This is a genomic window from Nostoc sp. MS1 (assembly GCF_019976755.1).
In the GTDB taxonomy this organism is placed as follows: Bacteria; Cyanobacteriota; Cyanobacteriia; order Cyanobacteriales; family Nostocaceae; genus Trichormus.
The window spans coordinates 3,802,274-3,816,411 of sequence record NZ_AP023441.1; the positions used below are offsets into that span (position 1 = coordinate 3,802,274).

Consider the following 14,138-nt stretch of genomic DNA (forward strand, 5'->3'; position numbering starts at 1 on the left):
TTTGGTGAACCTGCCCCTACAACTGACACGCAAAGCACAGTAAACTAAAGATTCAGAAGCATAATCCCTTTTAGATCAAATTCCATTGTCCCTAGTGCCTCTGTGGCTCATATAACCAAACCCCATGTTAGAAGGTTCAATCCTACAACGGCTAGAAGCGTCCCATCGTCACAGCACCAGACCGATTCGATTCGGGGTGTATTACAAAAATACTCTGGTTGCCCTTTGTCATGCTTTGGAAGACCATATATTGGCAGATGAAAGTCAACCCTTGGTTATTACTGCCTTCCAACGGGGTAAGTGGTATTTACAAGAAGCCCAAAGATATGCAGACATTGCCAAGTCTAGCCGCCAAATTGCGATTATGGCAGCACCAGATGCGGGTTTTGCTGAACATCCTACCAGCCAATTGCCAAATGTGGATTTAGTCGCTTTAGATCCATCTGACCCAGTAGCGCAAGAATGGCATTTGATTATCTTGTCATCAAATTACACAGCAATGGTACTTTGTCAAGAGTTATCTGAGGCTGATTATGGTGTAGGTGGAAGACCGGATTCTGATTTAGAGCGGAAGTTTTATGGGTTGTGGACTTTTGAGCCGGAGTTGGTGAGAGAGACAGCAGAGTTAGCGATCGCGCATATTCAAAAGTACAATCCAGAGTTAGCCGAAAAACTACTCGCCTATGACCAGGAGATTGAGAAAGGAGCGATCGCCTCAGACGAATTGAGTAGTGTCGTTTCTCTTGTGGTAGATTACCTGCAAATAGGACAAGAAGAATTATCTATCCCCGCCGCCATTCGCCACCAAGCCTTAGATAACAACTTAGTTTCTAACGAAATTCAAGCATTTTTGCGCATGGCGCAGCTAATGGATTTAGCCGATATTAAAAATCCCCAAGCCGCCGCCGAAGTCGCAACTTTAGCAGAAACCTTGGCGCAACTTTTGGATCTACCTGCATGGCAAATTAAAAGATTAAAACTAGCAGGATTATTACACCGCATAGATCCATTGCAAAAAGCCGAAAGTATTTTCACGGGTGGAAGCTACCCACAATATCAAGAATCAGCCCCCAGTTGTCCATTAACTTGTGCTTTAGTACCAGGAGCGCAAGCATTACGCAAAATGTCAAGATTACGGGCTGTAGCGCAAATTATTACTCATCAGACCGAGTGGTGGGATGGTACAGGGCAACCTACTGGTTTAGCCGGTGATGAAATTCCCCTAGAGTCGAGAATTTTAGCTTTAGTTGCAGAGTTTCAGTGGCAAGTTAACCAGAAAAAAGTCACAAATCAAAATCGCCAAGAAATATTTGTACAAGCGTTGGAAGAATGCCGCAAGCAAGCAAGCCGCTTTGACCCTAAACTGATAGATGCCCTATCTTTATTAGTCATGGGCTTGCAACAGGGACTTGACTTACCCTTAATGACACCAAAATTTAGTACAGGTATGTGGCTACTTGATTCCCGATGGGATAGCCATAGTAAGACTAATGAGCAGATGAGTAGTTACCCACAATGAATATTGATGCTATTAAACAAGGACAACTCAAACAACTGCCAGGAGCTAATCTAGAAGATGAAGAACTCTCCCAACTAGATTTAAGCCGCATCAATTTGGCTGGCGCTAACCTTGTCGGTACTAATTTCGCTGGTTCTAAACTCGAAGGTGGGCATTTAGAAGGGGCTAACTTGATGGGTGCAACCCTACAAGAAGCTGACTTGAGGGCGAACCTGATGGGAGCCAATTTGATGCAGGCAGATTTAACAGGCGCGGACTTGCGTGGTAGCAATTTACGTGGTGCTAACCTGATGGGAGCCAGACTTAGCGACGTTACTTTGGCAGGTGCTTTCTTGAGTGGCGCTAATTTGATGAACGTCAATTTACAAGGCGTTGACTTACGCAGTGCTGACTTGCGAGGCGTTAACCTGACAGGGGCTAACTTGAAAGGCGCAGACTTAAGCCGTACTGATTTACAAGGTGCGTTGTTAAGCGAGGCGAATCTCGAAGAAGCCGACTTACGGGGGGCAAATCTGGCGGGGGCGAATTTGACAGGAGCTAACTTACTCTGTGCAGAGTTAGAAGGCGCAAATTTGCAAGGTATTAACTTAGATAAAGCCTGTTTTGTAGGAACATTACTAGAAACGAGTTTGTAAATATAGAATGGGTAAGTTGCGAATGGGTAACGGGTAATAGGTAATCGTTAAAACTAATTACCTATTACCACAGATGTCAATACAATATGCAGATTTCCCCAATCCGGTAGGATAGGCTTAGGCTAGACCTAAATGCGATCGCTATGGTAAGAAATCATCCACAATATCAAACAATTCCTCAATTAGAAAACGGCGACAAACTCACTCGTTACGAATTTGAGCGCCGCTACAACGCTACACCTAACATTAGAAAAGCCGAATTGATTGAGGGAATTGTTTATATCGCGCCTAATGCTGTGCGTTTTAGAAGTCACGCTGAACCGCATGGTTGGATAACTGGTTGGGTAGGTACTTACGTAGCAGCTACACCTTGTGTATCTTCTGGAGTGAAAACAACTGTACGCCTAGACTGGGATAACGAATTTCAACCAGATATTATTTTACTCATTGACCAAGCAGCAGGCGGTCAAGCAATAATAAGCGAAGATGATTATATTGAAGGTGCGCCGGAGTTAGTTGTAGAAATTGTTGCTAGTAGTGTAGCGATTGACCTTCATGCTAAAAAACAAGCTTATCGTCGTAACGGAGTTAAAGAATACATCGTTTGGCAAGTGCTTGAGCAAAAATTGACTTGGTTTTATCTAGAACAAGGTGAGTATTTAGAATTAGAGCCTGACGCTGATGGAATTATCCGCAGTCTCATTTTTCCTGGCTTGTGGTTAGCAGTGACCGAGTTATTAGCAGGAAATAAGCAGGCTGTTGTGAATGTTTTACAAACAGGCTTACAATCTCCTGAACACGGGGCTTTTGTTCAGCAATTAGCACAGGGAAGTAATTCGTAATCGCCATGCTCTAATACTATGATCGCAGCCAATATACTGATAAATGATACAATCGCCTGTACTGAATCATACTGAAGCGGTTGATATGGCAGCGCAATCTAACGTAGGGCTTGCTGAAAAAGTCATTTCAAAGGAAGAGAAAAATTGATTAAGTAGTCAGTCCAGAAAAAAGATAAGTTTTTGTTGTTTAAGGTTTAATGAAATATCAGTTTCGATAATAGAAGAAGTAAAAAAAGACTCAGTTTTGAAAAATAGGCAAAAAAATACACAAAAAAGCCGTAATAGCAGAGTAGAAAGATTCATAACTAAAAAAGTTATGGCAATAGCGGTGAAAGAAGTATGAGGAAGTTTAGCCATAACTCTACCAAGGCTAAATCTTCGTTTACCTTGTCCAAACTTGCCCTCAATACAATTACGAATCCTTTCGTCATAAGCGGCTTGTTTCTTCTTTTCAGGGCTGACATTTTGGGGGGGTCTACCTAGTGGTGGGCCACTAATTCTAATTCCCCTTTCTTGACACCAAGCTCGATTCTCCCTCGTCCGATAAATCTTATCAACATGAACTGATTCAGGATAATATCCGGTGTAGTTTTTGTATGCTTCTACTTGTGATTTTAAGTCTCCTGATTCGTTAAAGTTGTCCCAACTAATATGGTCTAAAAATACATAGCCATCATAGTAACTAGCTGAAAACTTAGCCCCAAACTCTACTGTTCTCCCGGCTTTACCTCGGATAATCGGACGAATGTGTGGTTGGTTTAAACTGACAATGCGGTCTTGTATACTAATTTTTTGATTTTCATATAACCATAACTGTTGACGATAAACTTCTGCTACTACTAGCAACATCTTATATTGACTGTTGCTCAGTTTTAATAGTGACGCACCTAAATTTATTAGCTGCTGAATATGAGTTAAATTTCTGTTGATATATTGCAGTTGCTTTCTGATAGCTTTCCTTCTTTCTTTAACTGTTGGTTTTCTTTTCTTGGCTACTGCTAAATAATCCTTTCTTGCTTTGTTTCTGTAGGTTCTTGGTTTGTTGATATTTCTTACTAATAAGGACTTATATAATGTATCTATGATTGTTTCTGTTTGCTTTCTGGCTTGATTTAATAATCCTAAATCTGTCGGATAACTTATGTCTGCTGGCGCACAACTAGCATCTAATATTAATTTTCCTCTATTGGCTGGCTTACTTTTTGAATCCTCGACCTCTGGCTTTTTTGCTCTTACTTCTACCTCCTGTTTATTTTCTAACATCTTCCTGACTATTTCTTGATTGATTTTATTGACTAATTCTATATCTATCCTTTCTCTAAAATGAACTAGCATTGACGGGTCAAATGCAGATTCATTACTATATGCTGACATTCCTATAAAGTATTGCAGATACGGGTTCTCCCGAATTTGTTCTACTGTCTCTCTGTCACTTATTCCTAATTTTTCTTTAATTATTAATGCTCCCAACGCCATTCTAAATGTTTTGGCTGGCGCTCCCATTCTTGCTGAAAATATTTCTGCGTACTCTGCTTCAAATTTTGACCAAGGTATCATGTTCGCCATGATTACCCATCGGTTATCTGACGCTAGTTTTCCCCCAAAGGGTAGTTCAAAGTTTTCTGCTGCTTTTTCTTGCTTTTGCGCTCTTCGATACATTTTAACGCAACTTGCTACAAGGATTTTTACTTATCTTACCCTTTTTCTTTTCACCTTATTTTTCTTTCCTGACCCTGAAACTCTTCATTCTGCTATCTTTCGCCCTTATTCAGCCAGCCCTAACGTACAAGTGACGATTTCTTTAACAGAACTGGGTTTAGATGATGAAGACTTGCAAGCAGCAGTAGCGAATTTGCGATCACAGTTAGAAGAAGTGGATGGAGTAGAAGCCGCAAATTTAGTTCCTGTCGAAGATGCACCGAAGAACAGTAAAGCTTTAGGTGGGTGGTTGTTGGGGTTGTTGAATGCAGAAGTTAACCCAGCTAATATTACAAAGTTGTTTCAATTTTTAGGCGATCGCTTCGGTAACAAACCGATTAAGATAGGTGTCAAAGCGCCTGATGGCAGAGAACTAAATATAGAAGCCAGCAGTCGAGAAGAATTTGAATTTGCCCTCCAAAAAGCCCAAGAATTTCTCAACGATAAATCAAACAATTAAGATGGCGAAGGTAGCACTGCTAATCGGGATTAGTGAATATCAAGAGGGATTAACACCGCTACCAAAGGCTGTTAATGATGTGGAAGCGATGCGGCGCATTTTGGTAAACCCCGAAATGGGTGGTTTTGCTGAAGCAGATGTAACAGTCTTGAAAAATCCTGAACGGCAGCAGATGGAAACTGCTATTTTTCAGTTGTATGCCAATTGTCAGAAAGACGATTTGGTACTGTTTTACTTTTCTGGTCATGGCGTGACAGTAGAAAATGGTGATTTTTACTTCTCAACTCGCATTACCAAGAAAGATAAGAATAAATTAATACTTCCCACAGCCGTAGACGCTACAAATGTTCATAAATGGATGAACCAGAGCAAGTCTAAGCGACAGGTAGTAATTTTAGATTGCTGCTTTAGCGGTGCTTTTGCCAAGGGTTTGACAGCCAAAGATGACGGAATTATTGACTTGCAAAAGTATCTAGGTGGTGAAGGAAGGGCAATTCTTACGGCTTCGACTTCTACGCAATATGCTTTTGAGTCTGATGGGTATGACCTTTCGATTTATACCCATTATCTGATACAAGGAATTGAGAAAGGCGCAGCCGATCAAGACGGTGATGGTTTAATTGCAGTAGATGAATTGCATGGCTACGCGAAAAGCAAGGTGCAAGAAGCATCTCCTGCTATGTCACCAGAGTTTTACCCCACTAAAGAAGGTTATCGGATTTTTCTGGCAAAATCACCAAAGGATGATCCTAAACTGAAATATCGTAGGGAAGTAAATAATATAGCGATTGAGGATGAAGGAGATATTTCTGCTCTCAACCGCATCTCTTTGAATTTCTTGAGGAATAATCTAGGTTTGTCAACTGATGAAGCTGATGCAATTGATTTTGAGGTTTTAGAACCTTATCGGAAACGTCAGGAAAAATTGCAAATTTATGAGCAGGCTTTATCTCAAATACAAAGATATCCCCTTAGTGACAGAGAACGCAATGCTTTAAAACGCTTACAGAATGTACTCAATTTTAGAGATGAAGATATAACACAGATTGAACAACGAGTATTGGCAGCAAAACAAGCAGAATATCAACATCAACAGCAGGAAGTTGAGAAGTTGCGCCAAGAACAAGAAGCGGCTGAACTTCAAAAACAACAAGCTGAAAAGCTACGTCAAGAACAAGAAGTAGCTGAATCTTCAAGAAAACAAGCTGAATTACAAGAACAACAAGAAAAGAAATTATCTATTTTAGATATTCCAACTAAGCCTTGTGAATTTGACAGAGCTAGCATAATCATAAACTCTGGGTTTTTAGGTTTCGGGAAAAAGCTTGAAATTAAGCGCAGTCGGGGACAGGCACAATATTTTACAGAACACTTGGGTAATGGCGTTGTTATAGATATGGTGGCAATTCCTGGCGGACAATTCCTCATGGGTTCACCAGAGAATGAGCCACAACGAAGTAACGCAGAAAGCCCACAGCATAAAGTTACTGTTCAACCTTTTTTTATGGGGAAGTTTCCTATTACCCAAGCTCAATGGAAGGCTATTGCTGCTTTGAATAAAGTAAATATTGATTTGAAACATTACCCTTCCAATTTTAAAAGTGCGAATCGACCTGTAGAGAGCGTGTCTTGGTATGATGCAGTTGAGTTTTGCTTGCGTCTCGCTGCCCATACAAACATAGAGTACCGTTTGCCTAGTGAAGCAGAATGGGAATATGCCTGTAGAGCCGGAACGACAACACCATTCCATTTTGGCGAAACAATTACATCAGACTTAGCCAATTATAATGCTAACTATACTTATGGTGCTGGTGTGCAAAGAATATATAGACAACAAACCACAGAAGTAGGGAGCTTTGGAGTAGCTAACGCCTTTGGATTATACGATATGCACGGAAACGTATGGGAATGGTGTCTCGACGATTTGCATAAAGACTACCAAGTTGCGCCAATAGATGGCAGTCCTTGGTTTAACGATATGGTTACTGAGCGCAGCACAACTAATGATAACCTTTATCAAAAGCAAGGAAGAGCCTTACTGCGGGGCGGTTCCTGGGTCAGCAATCCTAATAACTGCCGTTCCGCGTCTCGTGACTACATTTACCGCGATAAATATTCCTACAGTATTGGTTTTCGTGTGGTATGTGCCGTCGAGAGGATTCTCCGTTAGCCCTTTTTACTTTAGTCTTTTTACCCTTTACACTTGTTCTTTTTTCCTTTTTTGTTGCCTCTGACGACTAGATTTTTTTGACAAAAATACCTTCATAATCTTAGGGGCGGACTGTGGCACTGATAATTCTGAGTCATTACAGGAGCGACCAATTAACGTTGTGATGTGACTCGATTGTGATTGAAAATGAGCAGAGCGATCGCTAATTAACATTGTGATGTGACTTGATTGTCATGGAAAATGAGTAAAGCGATCACATCTAAATACTATGTCAGGGATCACAAACTACTAAAGCCGATAACTGTAACGTAGCATACTTGACAGTAGTCTAAATCAAGCATAAGGCATCTTGATTAGTAAAGGCGTAAACTTTTTCAACATAAACACCCGACTCTAGTTATAATTTCCTATAAGTTGAAAAAACTCTTAAGAATAAGCGTAACCAATACGCTGCTCTCACACCGACTAGCTGACAACTAAATTAGGAGGACTATCTATGGCGCTTGTACCAATGCGGCTGCTGTTGGATCACGCGGCTGAGAACGGTTACGGCATCCCAGCTTTTAACGTTAACAACCTGGAGCAAATCCAGGCAATTATGAAGGCGGCTGAAGAGACAGATAGCCCCGTCATTTTGCAAGCTTCCCGTGGCGCTCGTAACTATGCAGGTGAAAACTTCCTACGCCACTTGATTTTGGCTGCGGTAGAAACCTATCCTCACATTCCCATTGTCATGCACCAAGATCATGGTAATGCTCCTTCTACCTGCTACTCAGCTATCAAGAACAACTTCACAAGTGTAATGATGGATGGTTCTTTGGAAGCTGATGCTAAGACACCTGCCAGCTTCGAGTACAACGTTAATGTTACCCGCGAAGTTGTAAATGTAGCTCATGCTTTGGGCGTAAGTGTTGAAGGTGAACTCGGTTGCTTGGGTTCTCTAGAAACCGGCGCGGGTGAAGCTGAAGATGGTCACGGTTTTGAAGGTACTCTTGACCATTCTCAACTGTTAACTGACCCAGATGAAGCAGTTAGCTTCGTAGAAGCAACCCAAGTAGATGCTTTGGCTGTAGCTATCGGTACTAGCCACGGTGCTTACAAGTTTACCCGCAAACCCACTGGGGAAATTTTGGCAATTAGCCGCATTGAAGAAATTCACCGCCGTTTACCTAACACCCATTTGGTAATGCACGGTTCTTCTTCCGTACCCGAAGATTTAATCGCTTTGATTAACGAGTACGGTGGTGCTATTCCTGAAACTTACGGTGTACCTGTAGAAGAAATCCAAAAAGGTATCAAGAGCGGTGTTCGTAAAGTTAACATCGACACCGACAACCGTTTGGCTATCACCGCAGCTGTGCGCGAAGCTTTAGCAAAAAATCCCAAGGAATTTGACCCCCGTCACTTCCTCAAGCCTTCCATCAAATATATGCAGAAGGTTTGTGCTGAACGCTATCAGCAATTTGGTACTGCTGGTAATGCAAGCAAAATTAAGCAAGTTACTCTCGAAGATTTTGCTGCTAAGTACGCTAAGGGCGAACTCAACGCTGTTACCAAGGCTGCTGCTAAGGTTTAATTTTAGTCAAAAAGTTAATAGGGGCAATTGTTTGCTTCTGCAAGGTTTTTGATATTCATATAAATTAACCGGGGGATTTAGTTTTCCCGGTTTTTTGTATTTAGTCCTTCTTTGAGGACTAATACCGTTTCACTTTAATATTGATACACATAGGCAGCAGGGAAAACGAATTAGAGATTTATCATGTGTATCATGTATTTCGTGAATTGGTATAAAGTCCTCTCTGCGTTCGCGCAGCGTGTCGTAGACAGACGCTACGCGAACACTACGAACCTATTATTTCAAATAAATTAATAAATTTAAGCCTGGGATAGTGCGGGAGAGCGTCCACAAAACTAAGGTAATGTATAGCAAACCTAGAGTCCATTGATACCAAGCGAGGGTAGCAACTAGTCCTGGGAGGTGTTCGTCGCGCAGGCGGATATCGTTGAAGCCTAATTTGACTAAATTATTGAGACTAAAATCATAATAGTTGAGCCAGTTCCAACGGCGATCGCTAAGTAATGGCATATATCTTTCCCGAAAGGTTTGATTGCGGGGAATGACTGGTAAACGTCCAATTAGTAGCCGTAGTTGGCGAAAGGTTCCATCTTCTGTAAAGTAAGAGACTTTCAATAAATCATGATAGCGACCTTGTTGATAAAGGCGAACTAATAAACCTACTGGGACGGGAACAATAATTAAGAAAATACACAATAATGTGAGTAAAGGCTGCTCTGCATTTTGAAAAATAGCTAATAAACTAATAAATTCTAAACAAATAAAACTAACTAATATAGAAACAGTTTCGTAATATGTAGGAATAATCGCTAGAGGACGCAGACGACGCGCTCTGTCTATTAACCAAAAGAGTAACCCAAAATAAGCTATGATTACTCCCCCCACGCCAAATACTAACCAAAAGCTTGTTCCATAACCACTCAACAATAGTAATACACTCAATGCCAACCACTGTAAAGCTTCTAGCATCCAATTTCCTATAGATAGAGGTTCAGCTACGACTAGGCGATCGCTCAATTTGGTATATGTTTCTAAATCTATATCTGCTAAACTTAGCATCTCACTGCTATTACGAAATGGTTTGGCTTCCCGACGTTGAATAATTACATTTGCTTGGTTGAGTGAAAAACCTAAATTAATTAAACTTGTTACAGATGCACTATTAATATTTGTTCCTATTAAACGTTTAGTTAACTCTTTGAGGCGGAGTTGTTGTTTGGTGTATTCTAATTGATTAGCATCAGCGACTTGCTGCTGTTGTCGAAAATTCTGACCTAAATTACGCAAGACATTTTGATTACCTTGTAGTGTAGGAACATTAAACATTTTACCAATCTGCCCAGGATTACCTAAAATTTTGGCTTGATTAGAATTAAATGTTAATCCTGGCACATTTAAGAATGCTTCTTGAGAAAAGATAACATCGCTAAAATCTGCTTGGTTGAGAATACTTGCACCACGTAAATCAACTGGCTGATTAAATAAAGCTTCCCGAAAAATGACGGCTTGCTCAAAAGTTGTTTCTGTTAAGGAAAGTGTCTGATTAAAATTACCTCTTGTAAACCTTGCTTGATTAGCAAATCTCACACCAGAAAAGTCAGACTTTTCTTGCCATTGGACACTATTAAATTTAGCTAGTTGTTTAAAATAAGCTTGTTGGAAGCTGGCAGTATTTTCAAAGTTAGTCCCTTGAAAATTAGCAGTTTCTTGAAATTGTGTTTGTTTAAAATTGGCTTTATCGAAAAAAATACTATCTTGAAAATTACTGACTTGGCGAAAACTAGCATTCGTAAAGTTGACTGAACGGCTAAATCTCGCCTCATTCCAGCTAACTGGTTGTAGAAATGTGGCATTTTTGGCATCAACAGATTGTAAAAAAAAAGTATTAGCAAAGGTAACTTCGCCATTAAAACGGGCTTGTTCTAGTGTTAATACACCACGAAAAACCGTCACTTCACCCGATAATGGTGATTGAGTAGCCAGTAGCGATCGACAGTCTCTGGAATGGGGTAAACCTACAGCTAATGATTGCAAGCAAACAAGGCGGAGACGTTCTAATTGTGATTGTTCGGTGGCGGTGAAGATAGGGGCGATCGCTTGAGCATATAAAGGTGTTCTCAAGCCTAAATCACTACCAACAAAATCCCCTTGAATTAGAGCATAACTTAAATCTAAACCTAGAGGTTTTGCACCAGTTTTTTGTAATTCCTTGCGTAACAACTGATAAAAAGCATCACGAAAGCCGGGGTTTTCTGGACGCAAATCGATTACCATCTGCCGCAAATCTACTGTTAAATTACCTTCGCGGAGAATTGGCGATCGCAATCTTTCTTGTAACAATTCCAAAGTTAAAGGTGTGCGTTCTGGTTGTGTTGGAGCCGCCCAAACTGGTAAAGGCAGCAATAACACTAACAACGCACACAAACTTATCAATAATTTCCAGCAAGTAAACAATCTAGGCAATGGGATTTTGGCTTATTCATCGCTAAGGAGCAGAACAATTTTACCCGCAATACTCCCAGATTCAATTAATTGATGCGCCTTAGCTGCATCTTGCAAGGGGAATTTGTGGCTAACATGGATTTTTAACTTACCCTGATCAATCCAGTCAGCACATTTAGCTAAAATTTCTGCGTGATGTTCCTGCACCTCTACCAAGTTTAACAACATTGGTGTCAGCATTAATTCAAAACCAATCCGCAAGTTACGGTTTCTTGCTACCTTCCAAACTGTATTTGCATCTGGTTCGAGAATAGTCACAATATCGCCGTATATCCGCACGGCTGGAAAGGTTTTGTGAAAGGTTTCGCCGCCAACAGTATCAAAAGCTAAATCCACACCTTCGCCGTTAGTCCAGTCTAAAGCAGCTTGGGCAAATTCTGTCTGTTGATAATTGATGACATGATCAGCGCCCAGTTGTCTAACAAAACGCGCCTTTTCTTCAGAACTAACGGTAGTAGCGACACTTGCGCCTTTCAGTTTCGCCAATTGAATCGCTACATGGCCAACACCACCCGCACCCGCATGGATTAAAACTTTTTCTCCTGGTTCTAATCTTCCCCTTTCATATAATGCCTCCCAAGCTGTGATAAGTACCAGAGGCGCAGCTGCGGCTTCAGCAAAGGAAAGGGAATCTGGTTTATGTGCAGTAAAGCGTTCATCAACTACAGTATATTCCGCGTAATTACCTTGATGTCCACCTAAACCCCCATTGCAGAAGTACACCGCATCCCCCACACGAAAACGCTGTACACCTGCGCCTACAGCCTCTACAATACCTGCACCATCACATCCTAAAATAGCAGGCATTTTATCTGGGTAAAAAGTACCACGTTTGCGTAGTTTAGTATCAATGGGGTTAATTCCAGCCGCTACTAAGCGAACTAACAGTTCTGTACTTCCCACCGGAACACCAGGATTTAGAACTTCCTGTAATTGCAATACATCAGGATTTCCTGGCGCTGTCATCACAACGGCTTTCATGAGTTTTTCCTCCACGCTGAAATTATTTGCACATAGTGCAAATTTAGCGTATTTAAGAGGTAATACCGATTCAAAAAATATTTTCAACACATTTATGATCTGTATGAGCGTACAGGACTACCCCCGCGATTGAATAGTTTTAATTAATTCATAGAAAGGTTGCCAATTGTCTTCTTGAACAATTGGTTCCCAAACTTCCTCAATTACTGGTCTTAATAATGCTGTTTTGGGATTGTAATAAGCCAAATTTCGAGCAATTACATCCATTTTTTCCATGTCAAAATCATTGAGAATCTGATGATAAAGTACACACAAATGATCAAAATTCCCATCTGTACCTGAAGGGGGAACGATATCTGAACTACTTAACACTAATCCTGGCTCATCTCTCCATTTAACAGAAAATGTGCGTGCCAACTCATAGAAAAACTGATGGTAGCCGACTTGACTTTCTTGTAAAAATTTAATGGTGAGGCTTAAAAGCTCATCGGCTTTTGGAGTATCCAATTGTTCAAAGCCTAGTTTCTTCAACATTAAAGAGCGATATTCTGCATGACAATACTCACTAAACTTAGCTAACCCAGCCTCCATGTCAGCTTTGTCAATGACTGCTCTTAATGGAACTTGCAACATTTCCAAGTTCCACTGACAGATACTTGGTTGATGAATGTAACAGTAACGCCCATAATAATCAAAATATGCGGCTGTAAAGTAAGGATTATAAGTAGGAATAAACCCATAAGGGCCATAGTCAAAGCTTTCCCCAGTAATTGACATATTGTCAGTATTGAGAACCGCATGGCAAAAACCAGCCGCCATCCATTGGGCTACCAGTTCGGCTACTCGTTTAACTAACTCTGCATAAAATAAAGCGTATTTATCTGATTTATCGGCTAGGTGCTGATAATAGTAATCAATTACATGGTCTAAGAGTTTGTGAATTAAATCTGGGCGTTGAAGATAATGTAAACGCTCAAAAGTGCCAAAACGGATATGCGACTTGTTCATCCGCACCATGACAGATGAACGGGTAGGTGAAGGCTCATCACCCCGCCACAAAGCTAAACCAGTTTCAATCATGCTGAGACAGCGAGAGGTGCGTACCCCCAACTGATGTAGTGCTTCTGCGGCTAAAACTTCCCGTATACCGCCCTTGAGGGTGAGCATACCATCACCACCACGAGAATAGGGTGTGCGACCAGAACCTTTTGTCCCAAAATCGTACAATTCACCATCAGTCCCGCGCACTTGTCCATATAAAAAGCCTCGACCATCGCCTAAGTTGGGATTATACTCACCAAATTGATAGCCGTGATAACGTAGGGCTAAAAGAGGTTTACGTCCTTGGAATAGACCAAAAGCTGTGATAAAGTCCTCGTCTGTAACTGTTTGCGGTTCTAGCCCCAGTCTTGGTAGCAGCGCATCATTACGCCAACGTAGGGTGAGTTGAGGAAATTCGGCGGCTGTCACTTCATCGTAGTAGTCATTACCCAAAGCTTGTAAGGCAGGTTCATAATTGAGGGCAATCAGAGGATTGTGATGATTTTGGGGATTGGAAGTTTCCGCTAAGGTCATTGATCAGCAGGCTTAATTGATTCTTCCCTCAATACTATCGTTCTGGGCAAGCTATGAGGAAATTTCCCCAGAAACTGAGAATTTAGATGAGTATAAAAGCTTGAACCACAATGTAATAAATTTTTCTCAATGGTTATCACATTGATTATCTATGGAAGCTTACAGGTGTACACCCTTACA

The 14,138-nt window shown here is 41.0% G+C and carries 10 protein-coding genes; 6 read left to right on the top strand and 4 right to left on the bottom strand.

Features of this window, described 5'->3' with window-relative positions; genetic code table 11:
• Positions 1-124: 124 nt before the first annotated feature.
• From NSMS1_RS16435 to NSMS1_RS16445, 3 genes are all read left to right on the top strand, one after another.
• The gene (locus NSMS1_RS16435; RefSeq protein WP_224085636.1) at positions 125-1,519 is read left to right on the top strand and encodes a DICT sensory domain-containing protein; all 1,395 of its coding nucleotides are present in this window, start codon (positions 125-127) and stop codon (positions 1,517-1,519) included.
• Positions 1,516-2,154: a pentapeptide repeat-containing protein gene (locus NSMS1_RS16440; RefSeq protein ID WP_224085637.1), complete on the top strand. Its 639-nt coding sequence runs from the start codon at positions 1,516-1,518 to the stop codon at positions 2,152-2,154. Before NSMS1_RS16435 ends, NSMS1_RS16440 begins: the two co-directional genes overlap by 4 nt.
• Positions 2,155-2,297: 143 nt before the next feature.
• On the top strand, positions 2,298-2,996 hold the full coding sequence (locus NSMS1_RS16445) for a Uma2 family endonuclease (protein ID WP_224085639.1): 699 nt from the start codon (positions 2,298-2,300) through the stop codon (positions 2,994-2,996).
• A gap of 156 nt (positions 2,997-3,152) precedes the next feature.
• On the opposite strand, the gene NSMS1_RS16450 is transcribed toward NSMS1_RS16445, so the two are convergent.
• The gene (locus NSMS1_RS16450) at positions 3,153-4,655 is read right to left on the bottom strand and encodes an IS5 family transposase (RefSeq protein ID WP_224085439.1); all 1,503 of its coding nucleotides are present in this window, start codon (positions 4,653-4,655) and stop codon (positions 3,153-3,155) included.
• Positions 4,656-4,785: 130 nt separating this feature from the next.
• On the opposite strand from NSMS1_RS16450, the gene NSMS1_RS16455 reads away from it, so the two are divergent.
• The 3 genes from NSMS1_RS16455 (at position 4,786) to fba (ending at position 8,900) form a co-directional block, all read left to right on the top strand.
• The gene (locus tag NSMS1_RS16455) at positions 4,786-5,154 is read left to right on the top strand and encodes a sugar ABC transporter permease (protein ID WP_224085641.1); all 369 of its coding nucleotides are present in this window, start codon (positions 4,786-4,788) and stop codon (positions 5,152-5,154) included.
• A gap of 1 nt (position 5,155) precedes the next feature.
• Complete coding sequence (locus NSMS1_RS16460; RefSeq protein ID WP_224085643.1) at positions 5,156-7,324, top strand: caspase, EACC1-associated type; 2,169 nt, start codon at positions 5,156-5,158, stop codon at positions 7,322-7,324.
• Between the two features lie 496 nt (positions 7,325-7,820).
• Positions 7,821-8,900 carry a class II fructose-bisphosphate aldolase gene (gene fba / locus NSMS1_RS16465; RefSeq protein ID WP_190476624.1) on the top strand — a complete coding sequence of 360 codons (1,080 nt, stop codon included), beginning with the start codon at positions 7,821-7,823 and terminating at the stop codon, positions 8,898-8,900.
• A gap of 276 nt (positions 8,901-9,176) precedes the next feature.
• On the opposite strand, the gene NSMS1_RS16470 is transcribed toward fba, so the two are convergent.
• The 3 genes from NSMS1_RS16470 to NSMS1_RS16480 all read right to left on the bottom strand — a co-directional run bounded on the left by NSMS1_RS16470 (position 9,177) and on the right by NSMS1_RS16480 (position 13,958).
• Positions 9,177-11,363 carry a pentapeptide repeat-containing protein gene (locus NSMS1_RS16470; protein ID WP_411908632.1) on the bottom strand — a complete coding sequence of 729 codons (2,187 nt, stop codon included), beginning with the start codon at positions 11,361-11,363 and terminating at the stop codon, positions 9,177-9,179.
• Positions 11,364-11,375: 12 nt separating this feature from the next.
• On the bottom strand, positions 11,376-12,383 hold the full coding sequence (locus NSMS1_RS16475) for a zinc-dependent alcohol dehydrogenase family protein (protein WP_224085647.1): 1,008 nt from the start codon (positions 12,381-12,383) through the stop codon (positions 11,376-11,378).
• Between the two features lie 117 nt (positions 12,384-12,500).
• Complete coding sequence (locus NSMS1_RS16480; protein WP_224085650.1) at positions 12,501-13,958, bottom strand: protein adenylyltransferase SelO; 1,458 nt, start codon at positions 13,956-13,958, stop codon at positions 12,501-12,503.
• Positions 13,959-14,138 lie beyond the last annotated feature (180 nt).